Annotated in this window: 15 protein-coding genes; 11 read left to right on the plus strand and 4 right to left on the minus strand. The window is 30.9% G+C overall.

Translation table 11 applies throughout. The features are described 5' to 3' along the window. Window positions 1-303 precede the first annotated feature (303 nt). A complete protein-coding gene (locus tag EI427_RS03215; RefSeq protein WP_126611558.1) occupies window positions 304-1,590 on the plus strand; it encodes a porin in 1,287 nt (428 codons plus the stop codon). An 87-nt stretch (window positions 1,591-1,677) separates the two neighbouring features. Here the strand turns inward: EI427_RS03215 and EI427_RS03220 are convergent, their stop codons facing one another. From EI427_RS03220 to EI427_RS03230, 3 genes are all read right to left on the minus strand, one after another. Beyond that, the gene (locus EI427_RS03220) at window positions 1,678-2,247 is read right to left on the minus strand and encodes a hypothetical protein (protein ID WP_126611560.1); all 570 of its coding nucleotides are present in this window, start codon (window positions 2,245-2,247) and stop codon (window positions 1,678-1,680) included. Window positions 2,248-2,365: 118 nt separating this feature from the next. Next, window positions 2,366-5,935, minus strand: coding sequence for an ABC transporter permease/M1 family aminopeptidase (locus EI427_RS03225; protein WP_126611562.1), 3,570 nt, complete (start codon window positions 5,933-5,935; stop codon window positions 2,366-2,368). Between the two features lie 13 nt (window positions 5,936-5,948). Beyond that, on the minus strand, window positions 5,949-6,833 hold the full coding sequence (locus EI427_RS03230; protein ID WP_126611565.1) for an ABC transporter ATP-binding protein: 885 nt from the start codon (window positions 6,831-6,833) through the stop codon (window positions 5,949-5,951). A 211-nt stretch (window positions 6,834-7,044) separates the two neighbouring features. Between EI427_RS03230 and EI427_RS03235 the strand changes: the two genes are divergently transcribed. The 5 genes from EI427_RS03235 to EI427_RS03255 all read left to right on the plus strand — a co-directional run bounded on the left by EI427_RS03235 (window position 7,045) and on the right by EI427_RS03255 (window position 9,998). After that, window positions 7,045-8,001 carry an aldo/keto reductase gene (locus EI427_RS03235; protein ID WP_126611567.1) on the plus strand — a complete coding sequence of 319 codons (957 nt, stop codon included), beginning with the start codon at window positions 7,045-7,047 and terminating at the stop codon, window positions 7,999-8,001. Between the two features lie 293 nt (window positions 8,002-8,294). After that, complete coding sequence (locus tag EI427_RS03240; RefSeq protein ID WP_126611569.1) at window positions 8,295-8,618, plus strand: hypothetical protein; 324 nt, start codon at window positions 8,295-8,297, stop codon at window positions 8,616-8,618. A gap of 4 nt (window positions 8,619-8,622) precedes the next feature. Then, complete coding sequence (locus EI427_RS03245) at window positions 8,623-8,871, plus strand: hypothetical protein (RefSeq protein ID WP_126611571.1); 249 nt, start codon at window positions 8,623-8,625, stop codon at window positions 8,869-8,871. Window positions 8,872-8,907: 36 nt separating this feature from the next. After that, window positions 8,908-9,402 (plus strand): RNA polymerase sigma factor, encoded by a 495-nt coding sequence (locus EI427_RS03250; protein ID WP_126611573.1) that lies wholly within the window; start codon window positions 8,908-8,910, stop codon window positions 9,400-9,402. Beyond that, window positions 9,384-9,998 carry a hypothetical protein gene (locus EI427_RS03255; RefSeq protein WP_126611575.1) on the plus strand — a complete coding sequence of 205 codons (615 nt, stop codon included), beginning with the start codon at window positions 9,384-9,386 and terminating at the stop codon, window positions 9,996-9,998. The genes EI427_RS03250 and EI427_RS03255 overlap by 19 nt, the downstream gene beginning before the upstream one ends. A 47-nt stretch (window positions 9,999-10,045) precedes the next feature. Here the strand turns inward: EI427_RS03255 and EI427_RS03260 are convergent, their stop codons facing one another. After that, window positions 10,046-11,389, minus strand: coding sequence for a DEAD/DEAH box helicase (locus tag EI427_RS03260; RefSeq protein WP_126611577.1), 1,344 nt, complete (start codon window positions 11,387-11,389; stop codon window positions 10,046-10,048). Between the two features lie 206 nt (window positions 11,390-11,595). Between EI427_RS03260 and EI427_RS03265 the strand changes: the two genes are divergently transcribed. From EI427_RS03265 to EI427_RS03285, 5 genes are all read left to right on the plus strand, one after another. Next, window positions 11,596-12,792, plus strand: a complete 1,197-nt coding sequence (locus tag EI427_RS03265; protein ID WP_126611579.1) for a thioredoxin family protein — start codon at window positions 11,596-11,598, stop codon at window positions 12,790-12,792. 15 nt (window positions 12,793-12,807) lie between these two features. Then, window positions 12,808-13,359, plus strand: a complete 552-nt coding sequence (locus EI427_RS03270; protein WP_126611582.1) for a YfiT family bacillithiol transferase — start codon at window positions 12,808-12,810, stop codon at window positions 13,357-13,359. A 6-nt stretch (window positions 13,360-13,365) separates the two neighbouring features. Then, window positions 13,366-13,818 carry a GNAT family N-acetyltransferase gene (locus EI427_RS03275; protein ID WP_126611584.1) on the plus strand — a complete coding sequence of 151 codons (453 nt, stop codon included), beginning with the start codon at window positions 13,366-13,368 and terminating at the stop codon, window positions 13,816-13,818. Between the two features lie 95 nt (window positions 13,819-13,913). Beyond that, on the plus strand, window positions 13,914-14,687 hold the full coding sequence (locus tag EI427_RS03280) for a class I SAM-dependent methyltransferase (protein WP_126611587.1): 774 nt from the start codon (window positions 13,914-13,916) through the stop codon (window positions 14,685-14,687). Between the two features lie 138 nt (window positions 14,688-14,825). Next, window positions 14,826-15,677: a lysophospholipid acyltransferase family protein gene (locus EI427_RS03285; RefSeq protein WP_126611590.1), complete on the plus strand. Its 852-nt coding sequence runs from the start codon at window positions 14,826-14,828 to the stop codon at window positions 15,675-15,677. The last annotated feature ends 31 nt before the right edge of the window (window positions 15,678-15,708 follow it).

Here is a 15,708-nt window from a genome sequence, read left to right on the forward strand (position 1 = left end):
GAGAATATAAACAGAGTTGTTTGTTATTTTTTTATATGTAATTCAAAAATCATATTAAATTGTATTTTATACCTTTTATTTTGATTTTGAGATGTTTTAAAAATCACAATTTATTATTTTTCATTCTTGGAGAATAGAATATTAAATCTTAGAGTAACATTAAGCGATGTTTTTAACTTTAATATGAATGTAGTTTATATGTAATATTAACTCTATGTTAACTTATTATTTTAATGAAACATTTTTTTGATAAAACCTCTAACATTGCAAACATATTATCATATACGACTATATTTAATTACAATGGAACGCACAGTTAAACTGTCAATTAGACTATTACTACTAGTAACACTTTTAGCTACTGTAAGTGTGAATGCACAAGATAGTTTTGAAGAGATTAAAATAGATTCACTTGGTTTTAAACCAGAGCAAGATGGAGAGGGTTTAATTCAAAAATCTTTACCTAAAAGTTGGACCGATAGAATTAAAGTAAGTGGTTATATTCAAGCGAGGTATAATGGCTTATTTGAAACCAACCCAGATTTAGAAGTTCCGCAAATGGATAAAAACTGGGGTGCAGATAAAGGTATTTCACTTCGTAGGGTACGTTTAAAAGTAAGTGGATGGTTATTAGATAATGTGTATGTATATATGCAAGCAGATTTTGCTGGTTCACCTACTTTAAGAGATGCTTACATGGATTTATATTTTGATCATCATAAATCTACTTGGTTAAGGGTTGGGCAAAGTAAAGTCCCTTTTGGCTTCGAAAATATGCAATCTTCTCAGTTCCGTATCCCTTTAGATCGTTCAGATGCTATCAACTCTGCTTTACCTAACGAACGTGATTTAATGGCAGTAATGTATCATACTCCTCAAAAAGCGAGAAAGGTATACGAGTATATGAAAAAGAATAACTTAAAGCATAGTGGTAATTACGGTACGTTTGCTTTAGGAGCTTATAACGGTCAGGGTATTAATACATCAGACTTAAACGAAAACCTACACGTTGTTGCAAGAGCCTCTTGGCCATTCCAGTTTGCGAACGAACAAATAATGGAGCTTTCAATTCATGGGTATACTGGGCAATATGTTTTGCCAAATACATCTGAAGGGCTAGAAGCAGAGGTAACAAACTCTAATGGAGAAAAAGAAATTGTATATGCAGCAGGTCAGAATTTTGATGATGCTAGGTTAGGAGCAACATTTGTTTGGTATCCTCAGCCAATTGGTTTTCAGGCAGAATATAACTATGGTAAAGGCCCTGAATATGATGTGCCAACTAATATGGTGAAAACGAAAAATTTACACGGTGCATATGCAATGATTTATGCAAAAATAGATTATACACATCACCAGTTCTTTCCTTTTGTTAGATATATCTATTATGATGGAGGTAAGAAGTTTGAGTTAGATGCAAGAAGTTATAGTGTAAATGATGTAGAAATTGGTGTAGAATGGCAACCTAATAGAGCCTTTGAATTTGTAGCAATGTATACAATGGCAAACAGAACTTACGTTGATTCTCAAAACCCTTATAATGATCAAGCAGGTAATTTATTAAGATTACAAATGCAAGTAAACTTCTAGATTAAAGCAAATAAGAAATGATATAAAAAAGGTGATCAATTTATTAAAATTGATCACCTTTTTTATATAAAAGTGGTACATTAAAAATTAGAATCTTTTACCAATACCAATACCTAAATTAAAGGCATCATAGACTCCGTGACCATTACTTGTTTTAACTTCATAACTAAACATAGGTGTAACATCCCAGCCTACTCCAGCAATTGGAAATTCTCTTTCAATATTAATTTTTGCGACAAAGAAGTTCTGATTTTTTTCAATTTCGACACCAGGGCCTACAGCAACTACCCATAAAGGAGCTACTTCAAAAATACCCATTATAGCACCTACGTAACTGTATTCTCTTTCTAATTCTTCGCCTTCATGGTTTTCTATAACATAATTAGTTAATTCAATATCATTAGAAAGACCAATAGCAAATTTATGAGAAAACCAATATTCATAATCTAAGCCAATTACAGGTATTATTACTGTTTGGTCTTTGTTGTCTATTGCTTTTGGTACATAGCCATGAGCCCAAATTAGGGCGATTCTATGATGCTTTAATTTACCATGAGCTTCTTCTCTACCATGCATTTTTTTGGTAGAATGTTCTTCTTCTTGACCAAAGCAGGTTACAGATGAAAATAAGAATATAAATAGAGCTAATAATTTCATAAATGATTGTATAAATAATTAAAAATGAGTGTTCCTTCAAAAATAGAAGAAAACACTCATTTATTTTATTTTATATAAATTACTTCTTAGATAATATCAATTATTCCTTTTTAATATACTATTGATCAATTTTTTTGATGTTATCATCATATACTCGTTCAATAAGTAAGCGCTTAGGGTCTATACCTGCTTTAATAGGAAGTTTATCTAAAATAAATTCATAAGTAGAATTTTCTTTATCAACTTTTACTCGTTCAGTATAGAATAAATCCTCTTCATCGTCGTCTCCAAAGAAACCAATATCCACCCATTCATTTAAAGCAACGGTTGTTTCGTTACCAATAGAATCAGATTTAATTTTCTTGGAATCGATTGTTACAGTCACCTTGTATGTACTGTCTCCAAGTTCGTCTAAAGTAGACGATTTCAACCTGTAATCATACAAGGTAATTTCCTTAAACCAATCATCAATTAAATAGTTAAGAGAATCTGGAACTCTAGGTTCTAAATGTCTAAGGAAATCATTTGAAGTAGGGTAAGGAGGTTCTTTGTATCTAAACTCGTCTAAGAAACTAGATAGCGCAGCATTAACACTGTCTTCTCCAATATATTCTTGTAAAGCATATAAAATAACACTGCCTTTACCGTAGTGAATGTATTGCTGATTTTCTACTTTATACAATGGTAATTCTTTTTCTCTTTCACCACCACGTCCTCCTAAATAACGGTTTAAATCATATTTAAGGAAATCTTTCATTTTGATAGGAGAGGTAGTTTGTTTCATCACCATTAAGGAAGCATATTCAGAAAAGCTTTCCGTTAACATTGTGCCACCTTGTACATTAGCTCCAACTTCTTGATGAGCCCACCATTGATGTGCCATTTCGTGAGCAATAACAGCATCAATTACATTATTGCCTTCTTCATCTTCTAGGTCTACAATAAACCCAAAAGCTTCTGAGTAGGGCATAGTACCAGGAAATGCCTGTGCAAAAGTGGCATATCTCGGAAACTCAATAATACGGGCTTGATTATGAAAATAAGGGCCAAAATTAGTAGTATAATAGTCTAATGATTTTTCTACTGCAGTAATCATTTTATCTACGTTTACAGCATGTTGCTTGTCATAGTAAATTTCAATGTCTATACCATTCCAAATTTTTCTTTTCACCTCGTACCTTGCAGATATAAAGGACATAAAAGCTTGAGAAGCATGATCTACCCTATACGTAAAACAGTTTCTATTATCTTTTTTCCATTCTTTAATTAGAGAGCCTGGAGCAATAGCAATTTGGTCTGATGATGTTGAGATATGTGTTTCAATATTTACCCAATCAGAGATGCCGTTTGTTAGATAATTACTATCACATTCAGGACCACAATGTTCGTTTAATGCAGGAACTCTTTCTTTTGGAGCTAAGTCATATTCTTTTCTTTTGTACTTATCGCTAAGTTCAAAACCGCTTTGGTATCCAAAACTAGGAAGTATATCGCTGTTGTTTAAGAATGTTCCATTTTCAACTATAGAGGTATTTCCTCTGTTATTTTCAAATCCTTCACTAATGTAATTAGATTTGATTGTATACTTTAATACTTCGTTGGGCTGCAAACTTTTTGCTAAAGCTATTTTTTTGAAACCTGTTTTTTCATCATAAAAAACCTCTTTCCCATTAGGTAGTACAAACTCTGTGTCCCAATCAGAATTTAATGTAAAAAATAGAGTATCAATTGCTACATCGGTCTGGTTTTTAAACGTAAGGTCTGTAACAGAATAGACATTCCTTTCTTTTGGAAAGATATTAATATTAAAAAGTACATCTGTTAACTTTGGCTGAGGTGCATTTTCATATTGTTTAAACTCTTTTTCGTAGTATGCTCTATTTTCTTCAATTTCATCAGAAGTCTCATAATCATTAATTACTTGGGTGTTATAGAAAATTACCCCAGCTAAGATTATCCATATTAATGAGAAAAAAGAAAGTGCTCCAATATAATTTATATCTAAATTTCTAGTGATATTTTTTACTCTTTTCAAGATAGATAACTCAGTACCTCTATTGTATAGAAGTCCTGCAATTAATAATAGGATAATACTAAAAATAATCCAATAGGCATCAAACCAAATTGCACCTACAAGGCCAGGTCCAAAGCTGTTCATATCAGAATACTGAATAGATAATGTACTTCCTAAATCAAACATTTTAGACGAAACATCTAAAACGCTTAATAGTATACCTAGACTAAATATTAGTACTAAAGAAGCTGCATAACCAATATATTTATTATTAATAATTACATGGATGAGTAACATTAAACAAGAAGTAGCAAACAAGCTTGGAAGAATAGATAGTGCAAAGTTTACAAAATAAACAAACAATTTTATATCTGTAAATCCATTAATTAACTGGTAGCTAATCCCGATAATTACAAGAATAAAGTACATTATTGTTATCGAATAACTGATAGACAATACTTTTGCTAGAAGCGATGAAAATGTAGTGTGAGGAGAAGAATCAACCACTTCATTAAGGTGTACTTCTCTATCTTGCCAAATCAATTCTCCACTATAGAACACAATTATTATAATAAAAAATATTTGTGATGCATTAGAGATTGAATCATAGACTTTGTAAGTAACTGGGTAAGATTGTAAACCGAAGTATTCATACCCTTGAAAAAGATCCACAATTAGTAATAGAAGACTAAAAATAATTAATGTCTTATAGGTAGTACTCCTTAGAATGGTTTTACTATAAATTGAAAAGAAGCTCTTAAATTGTACCCAATCGGTATGCTGAGTGAATTTAGAGAGAGAGGCTGGTTTTATAAAAACCTTTGTAGTCTTCTTTTCTACTTTCTCTTTTTTTGTTTTTCCTTTTGAATCAGAAAATGAGAAATTTACGTAAGATAGTGCTGTAATTATAATACCTAAAGTTAACCATATCAATCTATTTAAGCCTAAAAGACTAAAGACTTCGGGTAGTAAAGTATTCTTTTCAAAGGCAGTGTAGTATTTAGTTTGAATACCATATGCGTTAACACCAAAAATATCTACTAAAGCACCTATATTTTCATTCTCAATATCACTTGTTAAGGTTATGGATATGATATATCCAATAATAATAACCATTGCCCCAACAAACGAAATAGTTGTGTTTTTAAACTTCGTGGCTAAGAAAAATATTATTGATCCAGCAAAAAACATATTTGGTAAAATGACCAAAAAGTAACTAGCTAAAAAGGCATTTACAGGTAAGGTTCCCATTCTTTCTTGGTCTATCCAATCCAAAGGAGGAGCTATAAAAGTACCGATAGTAATACCTAGATAAATACCAACAAATGGAAGAGTAGAAAGTAATAAAGCTCCAAGAAAACGCCCAAAAAAGTAATCTTTTTTCTTAATAGGTGTACTAAAAAGAATCTCATTAAATTGATTATCATAATCTCTTAATGCAGCATTATTAAAAAATGCGGCGGCAATTAATAGACCAAATATTGAGAGTATAAAAGAAAATTTAAATACAATATCTGGGGAATTGGTGTTGATATTACCAATAGCACCCCCAATCATTACTTTATCACTTGATACAGCTCCGAAGGCTAATAACCCTAACAAGAGCATAAATATATAAACCATAGGCTGCTTTAAAGCAGTCTTGACTTCTCGAGAGAAAAATTCTTTAAACATGATAAGCTAGTTTTTATTCAGAAAGGAAATTTGCAGAAGTTTTAGCGAAAAATACATCTTCCAAATCAGGTTCAACTTGTGTAAAACCTTCTGCAGGAGAGCTTGTACTTAAAACATGGATTACAGTTTTACCACTCACCATTTTATTAGAAATCACCTTAAAGTTCTTTACATACTCATCAATGTCTTTTCTTGCAATTGTTTTTTGCCATACTAGTCCATCAAGTTCACTAAGTACATTATCAGGAGAACCTTTGTACATAATTTTGCCTTCGTTCATAATTGCCATATCAGTACATAGTTCACGAACGTCTTCCACAATATGTGTTGATAAAATGACAATCACATTTTCTCCAACATCAGCAAGTAAATTATGGAAACGGTTTCTTTCTCCTGGGTCTAACCCGGCTGTAGGTTCATCAACAATTATTAGTTTGGGATCTCCAATTAAAGCTTGTGCAATGCCTATACGTTGTTTCATACCACCAGAAAAACTTTTAACAGCCTTCTTTCTTTTTTCGTATAAGTTTACTTTCTGAAGTAAGTAGTTTACAGTTTCAGTTCTCTCTTTTTTATTGGTTATTCCTTTTAGAATAGCCATATGATCTAATAAATCTTCTGCAGTAATTTTTGGGTACACACCAAATTCTTGCGGTAAATAACCTAGTACTCTTCTTAATTGCTCAGATTCATTAATAATATCTGTTCCATTTAAAGTAATAGAACCACTATCTGGAATTTGCAATGTTGCAAGTGTACGCATTAGCGATGATTTACCTGCACCATTTGGACCTAAAAGACCAAACATTCCACTATTAATTTCTAGTGAGAGGTTATCTAGAGCTTTAACACCGTTAGGATAGGTTTTAGTTAGATTTTTGATGATTAAATTGGACATAGAGTTGTATATATTTAGTACTAAAGTTTGTTGATAGATTTTTTAGAGAGAAGTAAATATAAAAAGTTTTTTGAATTACTGACAATCAATTAGTTATTTATTGGATCTAAATTAAGATTATTTAAATCTCAGAAATTAATCTTCAAGACTGTTTTTTTAACGGATGTATAATTGTATATTCATAGAATAGCCACACGTAAAACTATTAATCATGAGCAGCAAATCTTTAAAATTAAATAACGGTAAAGAAATACCTAGTATTGGTCTCGGAACTTGGAAATCTCAGCCAGGTGAAGTGTACGAAGCCGTAAAAAAAGCGATTCAATTAGGATATAGACATATTGATTGTGCCTCTATTTACGGGAATGAACCCGAAGTAGGCAATGCAATTAAGGAATGTATTGATGAAGGAATAGTAAAAAGAGAAGATTTATTTATTACTTCTAAATTATGGAACGATGCACATTTAGCTGCTGATGTTCCAAAAGCATTAAACAAAACGTTGGAAGATTTAAAGTTAAAATATTTAGATCTTTACTTAATTCATTGGCCAGTTGCTTATAAACCTGGGGTTACTTTTACACAAAAAAGAGAAGAATTTCTTACCGTAGAAGAAGCTCCAATTTTAGAAACGTGGGGAGCTATGGAAAAACTAGTTGATGAGGGCAAAGTGTTATCAATAGGTGTATCTAATTTTAGTATAAGAAATTTAGAAACAATTCTTACTAATGCTAGAATTCAGCCTGTAATTAACCAAATAGAAATGCACCCATTAAATCAGCAAAGAACAATGATGGAATATGCTGATGTTCATAATATAATACTAACGGCCTATTCTCCTTTAGGTACTAAAGATAGTTTAGCGGTAAAAGATGGAGTTCATCCTCCGATATTATTAGAAAACGAATTACTTATTGAAATTGCAGAAAAACATAATGCTACTCCAGCACAAATAATGTTAGCTTGGGCAAACCGTAGAGAGACTGTTGCAATTCCTAAGTCTGTTCACGAGAAAAGGTTAAAAGAGAATTTAGCTTCTTTAAATATAGCTTTAACTCCTTGGGACTTAAGAGAAATTTCTAGATTAAACGAAAAATACCGTTTCTCTGATGGAGAACCTTTTACATCTGGAGGAAGCCCTTATACGAAAGAATATCTTTGGGATTAACTTTTAAAAGAAAAAGAATATTTAAACCATAACTGTAAAAAGTTATGGTTTTTTTTGTTTTTAATGTGTTGAAAATGAGTCTCTTGTTGTTTTTTTAGATTTTATTTTCTCTTTTTTGTAAGAAAATCTTCATTTTGTCTATTAACTAATCAAACAGTTTAAAGAAAAGTATTTGACGTCAACTTACTCTTCAGTTTTTAAATTACTTGATCTAACTATTATGAATATCTTACAAAATATCTCATCGGCATTTATTTACAATTCAAAAAAGTCTGTAAATAGTTAATTCATCATTGGATGTATTAGAGTTTAGAGACTTAGTGAATACCATTTCTAAAAAGTATGGGTTACTTATTTACTCAAATGGTTTAACTTCTTATCGCTTACTCTTTACAGGTTCTTCTTTTATTTTTTCATCAAAATATGAGAAAATGTTAGCAGCAAATACTTTTATTGATATTGAGCTATCGTATAACGGTCAGGTTAAAATTATATCTCAAGAGAAACTGATTTCTCCGTTGACATCAGAAAGAAAGAATTTTGACCGTGTTATAGAAACTAGGTTAATTATTTTTATGTCATTTTTAAATACAGAACTAAAATCTCAAACTAACTAATACTATGAAAAGTGAATGGACAATAACATATCAAACCTCAGAAATTAAGGTTGTTAATACTTGGTTTAATGGAGAATTTCTGTTTGTGAATGATGAATTACAAGATCGTACATTCGGACTTTATCAGTCAGCTTTAGCAGGACATTTAATCAATAGTAAAGGAGAAAGAGAAATGATTAAAATACGTCTTGGAGGAGCTTTCAAAATCAAATGCTATATTTTTATTGATGACAAATTTATATCGATGAAATAAGTAATTCAATTAGCATTATTCTAAAACCAATAATTTATGTCGATAGAATTTTACGAAGAATATATCGAAAGTAATAAAGCGATTATCTATAAAATTTGTCGAGCTTATACTCATTCAAAATTAGAATTTGATGATTATTTTCAAGAGGTGTGTTTACAACTTTGGAAATCAAAAGAAGCCTATAATCATCAATCTAAATTATCTACATGGGTATATAGAGTGACATTAAATACTTGTCTTTCGATTATAAAATCAGAAAAAAGAGAAGTAGATACTGTAGAAATCAATGAAAGTTTTGATCATCATTCTGATTTAGAAGATACAGAAGCCCAAGAAAGGTTAAATACCTTATATATGGGAATTAGACAATTGAAAAAAGCAGATCGTGCCATAATCGTCTTGTATTTAGAAGATAAAAGTTACCAAGAAATAGCAGAAATTATAGGTATTTCTATGAGTAATGTTGGTGTTAAAATCAACAGAATAAAACAACAATTAAAAGATAGTATAGTATGGAAGAGTTTGATTTAAAAGATGTTTGGAGTACAGGGCATCAATCTACTCCAAACTTGAAATCTGTGGATGAAGCGGCAAAAGAGAACCGTAAAAAATCGTTGAATATTGTTAATAATTTAGTTCGAAAAAGTAAGATTGAATGGATCTCTGTTTTTGTTCTTTTACCATTTATATTTTTAATTGTTGATCAAACAATACGTTTCATTATTATCTTAAATATTCCTGTTATTATTGTGCTTTTTGTTTATTATATCAAAGCTATTAAAAAGGTATCAAACTTTAAGAAATTAGATACATTAGAATATTTAAAATCTATAGATCATTATTTAGACAGTAGTATACAGAAGCAAATTAAGATAGCAGCGTATGGGGGGTATTATGGTTTACTTACTGGGATTCTTTCCAAAATTATCCTAGAAATTATTAATGATGAAATAGTACTTGATAATTTATTTGTAGCGATAGGAATTGGTTTTTTTGCTTTTATAATTGGTTTTATTCCAACTCATTATTTAACAAAAGGGTGGTGTAAAAAATGGATTAAGATGGTTTACGGAAAACAGTTGAAAGAAATCAAAGAAATGATTTCAACTTTAGAAGAAGAGGTATAGTAAATCAAAAAAGGTCTTAGAAATTACTCTAAGACCTTTTTTGTTATTTATTTCTTACGGAACTTTCGTTTTAAACGACCTCTGTTTACAGGTTTCGTTTTCTTAGGTCCACGATCAACTTTTGTAGTATGGTTGATTGGATTATTAATTCCAACCTTAACATGAAATGCACCGCCACCTTCACCTGTATTTACCTTTTTAGTTTGAAGGTAGTTTTTATCAGATAATTTTGGTTTTTCCTCTTCAGAGAAGATATTAGAAATAGGTACTTCCTCTGGCATAGGTTCTAGAGGAATTGGCTTTTTCATCAATTCTTCAATCATCATTTGGTATTCTTGCTCTGCCTCATTTATAAAAGTGATAGCAATACCTTTTTCGTCTGCTCTACCTGTTCTACCAATACGGTGAATGTATTCTTCAGGAACTTCAGGAGTATCGAAGTTGATAATATGTGTAATTCCTTTAATGTCTAAACCACGAGCAATAATATCTGTGGCAACAAGAATACTAGTAGTCCCTTCTTCGAAATCGTCAATTGCTCTAAATCTAAAATTTTGAGATTTATTAGAGTGAATAATTCCTGTTTTTTCAGGATATATTTTTGCAATTGTTTCGTGTAATCTATCTGCTAGTTTTTTATTTCTAACAAAGATCAAAACTTTTTCCATATCGGGTTCATTTGCTAGAAGGTGTTCTAACATATTAACCTTAGTAAAAAAGTTAGGTACATGATAAGCACGTTGTATTACTTTTTCTGCAGGAGTACCTGTTCTTGCTATTTCTACTTTTTCTGGTTTAGTAAAGAAAGTAGTAATAATCTCTTCAACATCTTTAGTAAGTGTTGCAGAAAACATGATATTTTGCCGGCGTGGAGGAAGCAAATCCATCATTCTTGTTAGCTGAGGCCTAAAGCCTAAATCTAACATTTCATCTACCTCATCAATTACAAACTTTTGGATTGTTTTAAATTTTAGTACACGAGAAAGTGCTAAGTCATAGACCCTACCAGGTGTACCAACTACGATATCAACACCTTCATGAATTTTTTGTTTTTGTGTACTAATATTAGTACCACCATATACACCTACTGTTCTAACAGAGAGATATTTTGTTAAAAAATTCACCTCTTCTACAACTTGTGCAACTAACTCTCTAGTAGGTACCACGATTAAAACTCGAGGATCATCCTGATTAGAAAATTTTAAATTTTGAAGTATTGGCAATAGATAGGCCATAGTTTTACCTGTACCTGTCTGCGCAATACCAATCATATCTTTACCTGAAGCAACAACCGGGAATGCATGTTCTTGAATTGGAGTTACATTAACGTACTCAATATCACGAATTGCATTTTGTAAGAAGTTACTCAGTTTTAATTCTTCAAACGTCACTGTATTTTTATTTAAGTGTTCTTTGCAAAGGTAACCGGAAGTTCAAAAAAAGAAGCAAAAAAGTAGAGATATATAACACACATTGACAGACTTATCAGAATTATTGTAAATTACAGGTAATTATATGTATTTAATATAGAGCAAATTACTACAACACCAATTGCAGATTAAGAAAATTCTTTGATGCAATTCTATACTCTCGATCTATGACCAAGCAAAGTATTCTACTATCATGTATCCTATTAATAGGAAATTCTATCTATGGACAAGGAATTGTTTTTTCTGATATCAACTGGAATAAAGCAATCGAAAACGCAAAATTATCAGATAAGAATATTTATGTAAATATTGTATCTGAATGGTGTACATCTTGTGGAGAACTTAAAGAAAGTGTTTTTAAAGACGACCACGTAAGTGAGTTTTATAATGGGCATTTTATCAATTTAACTGTAGATGCGAATAGTAATTTAGGCCGTCAGTTTATTCAAGATTATGGTATTCGGTCTTTTCCTGCACATGTATATTTTTATTCTGATGGGCGTGCTGTTCACATGGCTTATGGCAAGGTTCCTCCTAATGTTTTTAATGAAATAGGAGAGGCAGCATTAAACCCTGCAAAGCAATTATTTGTTTTAGAAAATAAGTTTAAATCTGGGAGAGATTTATCTGTAGATGAATACCTCAATTATTGTCTAGCAACAATTAATATTAGAAAGCCGGATTATTATGCCTGCGAAAAGTTTGTAGCTTTATTAAATAAAGATGCACTATCTAACCAAGATGTAATTACAGTAATTAGCCAAACATTGTATCATTCTTCTGTAGCCTCTAATTCATTTAAATTTTTCATTGAAAACCAACTTGAAATTTCATCGAGGATAGATCCAAATGAGTTGATTAAAATTTATAATCAGATAGCAAAAAATACATTGTCTTTAGCCATAAAAAATAAGGGACAGGCAAATTATGAAGAATACTTAACTACCATTGCTAAGTACTTTCCAAAGGAGTTAGCCCTTCAGAATGATTTTATTTACGCACCCCGGTACTACCTATCTATTGGTGAAATTGACAAAGCTTTTATGATGGTGGATAGGAGCTTTTCTCATGTAAAATTGATAAAAAATAGTAATATTATTCAAAAATGTAATGATTGGGCATGGTATTTCTATGAAAACTATAATAATGCGTCTCAATTGAGTGCTGCCTTAAAATGGGTTGATTATGGTATCTCTATAAATACCTCTTATGACTTTATTGACACTAAAGCTCATTTATATTATAAACTAGGTAGGATGGACGAAGCCGAAGAGTTAGCAACGCAAGTGCTTCAATATTACAAATCAATTGACAAAGACACTACTAACATTACTGCACTTTTGGCGAAAGTCAAAATTAATTAATTTATCAGTTCAACAATGGAAAAACTAGTATTAACAGAACAGGAATTAAAGTTTCCTATCGGAGAATTTCAACTACCTTCAAATATTTCAGATAACCAACTCCAACTTTGGATTCACGAGATTAAGATATTTCCCCAACGTCTTATAAAAGCAGTGAATGGGTTAACTGAACAAGAATTAAATTACAAGTATAGACCAAACGGATGGACTATAAAACAAGTAGTACACCATTGTGCAGATAGCCATATGAATAGCTACATGCGTTTTAAATTAGCACTCACAGAAGATACTCCAGCTATACGTCCTTATTTTGAAGATCGTTGGGCTGAATTACACGATAGTAATGACGAGGATGTATCAGACTCTCTCAACTTACTTACGTATTTACATAAAAAGTGGATTAGCCTGTTAGAGGGGTTATCACCAGAGGATTTAAATAAAGCCTTCTTTCACCCAGAGTCGGAACAACAGACTTCTTTAAAAGAAAATATTGGAATTTATGCATGGCATGGTTGTCATCATATTGCTCATATTAAGAAGGCAATTGAATACAAAGGTCAATTTTAAATTGATATGCAAAGCAGAAAAGCATCTTCGGTAGATTATAAAAAAATTGCTCTTCTTTTTGATCAATATAGAATTTTCTATAATCAAAAAAGTGATTTAAAAGGAGCAGAGGAGTTTATTAAAAATCGATTAGATAATAATGAATCAATAATTTTTGTAGTAGAAGATACCAGCCATACTATGGTTGGTTTTGTACAATTATATCCTATTTTTTCTTCTACAAGGTTAAAAAGACTATGGTTGCTGAATGATCTATATGTAGATGAAGCAGAGAGAGGAAAGGGCTGTTCTATTTTATTACTTGATGAAGCTAAAAAACATGCTGTTTCTACAAACTCAGCAGGTTTAATATTAGAGACAGAAAAAGTAAATAAAATAGGTAATAACCTTTACCCTAGAACGGGTTTTCAGCTTGACAATGACCATAATTATTATGCTTGGGAACCAACAAAAGTTTAACTTAGAACTATATTAGTTGCACGTTTACATAATGTTATTTATTTTGCTCTATCTATTTTAAATAACGACTAATTAAATAAATATTATTGCTACTAATGACTAACATTGATAACTGGGATACCTCATTGTATGAAAGCAAACATGCATTTGTTTTCGATTATGGAGAAGATGTGGTTCGTTTACTTCAGCCCAAAGAAGAAGAAAGAATTTTAGATTTAGGATGCGGATCTGGTCAGCTTACCAACATGATCAGTAAATCTGTAAAAGAAGTAATTGGTATAGATTCTTCTGCTGAAATGATACAGCAGGCAAAAGAAAACTACCCTTCAATTAATTTTTATCAAAAAGACGCTACAGCCTTTAAATTCTACCAAAAGTTTGATGCAATTTTCTCGAATGCCACATTACATTGGATTAAAGATTATCATTTCTGTATTCAATCTATGTACTCCAATTTAAAAGAAGGAGGCAGAATTGTAGTAGAATTTGGAGGAAAAGGGAACATAGAAAAGATAGAAAAAGCACTTAAAAAAGTATTGTTGAAATATGGTTATATAGACCAATCTGAATTTGAACAATGGTTTTTTCCTTCAATTGGAGAATACAGTTTAGCCCTAGAAAAAGTAGGTTTTAAAGTAACTTTTGCAGAACATTTTGATAGACCCACAAAGCTAGAAGATACGGAGAACGGGATAAAAGATTTACTGAAGATGTTTGGTAAAAACTTTCTTGTTGGAGTATTAGAATCTGAAGTAGATTTAATATTAAATGAGGTGCAAGAGTCTTTAAGAAAAGATTTGTTTGTTGATAATGAGTGGTTTGCTGATTATAAAAGAATAAGAATTGTAGCCACAAAAGAAGTAATATAAATTCAATTAGATAGTAAATTTCCACACATAGAATAGTTGTTTTTTTATAAAATTGATAGTAATTTCTAAAATCAGCACCTTTAAAAGGTCATTTGATTTACATTATTATTTTTCATAAAAACTCTGTTAAACTGTTTTATGTTTTTTATACGATTTATCTCAAGGCTCCCCTTTCCTTTAGTATATCTTTTATCAAATTGCATTGCTTTTGTAATGGGTTCTTTTATGCGTTATAGAAGAAGTGTAATAATGGAAAATTTAAGTATTTGTTTTCCTGAAAAAACACTATTAGAAAAATATGTCATACAGAAAAAATTCTATAGAAATTTATCAGATGTCGGTTTAGAGACAATCAAAAGCATGACAATGTCTGTTGAAGACATGAAAAAAAGAGTACGAATTAAAAACTTAGAATTACTCAAAAATTATATTGATAAAAAACAACCCTTAATATTATTGACAGGTCATATTTGTAATTGGGAATGGCAATTAGCAGGAATAGCATCTCATTTAAATATTCCAATTGGTGCTGTTTATAAACCTTTAGCAAGTGATTTTTCTGAAAAAATGATGTTAGAGATTCGAGCAAGGTTTGGAGGATATCCTGTTCCTATGGCAAATACAATGAGAGAAATTTTGATTCGCAAAAAGAAAGGTGATATGTTTTTCTTTGGATTAGTAGCAGATCAATCCCCTCCAGGCTATGATAAAAAGAAAGAATGGGTAAATTTTTTTGGTAAGGAAAGTGCATTCTTTGCAGGCCCAGAAAAAATAACCGAATATATGAATTTCCCTGTGGTTTATTCAAAAATTACAAGAAGAAAAAGAGGGTATTATGATATAGAAATACTACCTGTTTATGATGGGAAAGAATATCAAAAAGGAACACATCAGATACTAAATAAGTTTACTTCTCTTTTAGAGGAAAACATTAAATTAGCACCATCAAATTGGTTATGGTCGCATAAAAGATGGAAGTATTCCAAGTAGTAAATTAACCTTGTAAAAATTGAGCTCAGCC

Origin of the sequence: Flammeovirga pectinis (assembly GCF_003970675.1) — a bacterium.
Classification (GTDB): domain Bacteria; phylum Bacteroidota; class Bacteroidia; order Cytophagales; family Flammeovirgaceae; genus Flammeovirga; species Flammeovirga pectinis.

What these genes read in the sequence shown, in the direction of transcription:
- EI427_RS03215 (WP_126611558.1), top strand. Translation starts at nt 304, where the DNA reads ATGGAACGCACAGTTAAACTGTCAATTAGACTATTACTACTAGTAACA.
- EI427_RS03220 (WP_126611560.1), bottom strand. Translation starts at nt 2,247, where the DNA reads ATGAAATTATTAGCTCTATTTATATTCTTATTTTCATCTGTAACCTGC.
- EI427_RS03225 (WP_126611562.1), bottom strand. Translation starts at nt 5,935, where the DNA reads ATGTTTAAAGAATTTTTCTCTCGAGAAGTCAAGACTGCTTTAAAGCAG.
- EI427_RS03230 (WP_126611565.1), bottom strand. Translation starts at nt 6,833, where the DNA reads ATGTCCAATTTAATCATCAAAAATCTAACTAAAACCTATCCTAACGGT.
- EI427_RS03235 (WP_126611567.1), top strand. Translation starts at nt 7,045, where the DNA reads ATGAGCAGCAAATCTTTAAAATTAAATAACGGTAAAGAAATACCTAGT.
- EI427_RS03245 (WP_126611571.1), top strand. Translation starts at nt 8,623, where the DNA reads ATGAAAAGTGAATGGACAATAACATATCAAACCTCAGAAATTAAGGTT.
- EI427_RS03250 (WP_126611573.1), top strand. Translation starts at nt 8,908, where the DNA reads ATGTCGATAGAATTTTACGAAGAATATATCGAAAGTAATAAAGCGATT.
- EI427_RS03255 (WP_126611575.1), top strand. Translation starts at nt 9,384, where the DNA reads ATGGAAGAGTTTGATTTAAAAGATGTTTGGAGTACAGGGCATCAATCT.
- EI427_RS03265 (WP_126611579.1), top strand. Translation starts at nt 11,596, where the DNA reads ATGACCAAGCAAAGTATTCTACTATCATGTATCCTATTAATAGGAAAT.
- EI427_RS03270 (WP_126611582.1), top strand. Translation starts at nt 12,808, where the DNA reads ATGGAAAAACTAGTATTAACAGAACAGGAATTAAAGTTTCCTATCGGA.
- EI427_RS03275 (WP_126611584.1), top strand. Translation starts at nt 13,366, where the DNA reads ATGCAAAGCAGAAAAGCATCTTCGGTAGATTATAAAAAAATTGCTCTT.
- EI427_RS03280 (WP_126611587.1), top strand. Translation starts at nt 13,914, where the DNA reads ATGACTAACATTGATAACTGGGATACCTCATTGTATGAAAGCAAACAT.
- EI427_RS03285 (WP_126611590.1), top strand. Translation starts at nt 14,826, where the DNA reads ATGTTTTTTATACGATTTATCTCAAGGCTCCCCTTTCCTTTAGTATAT.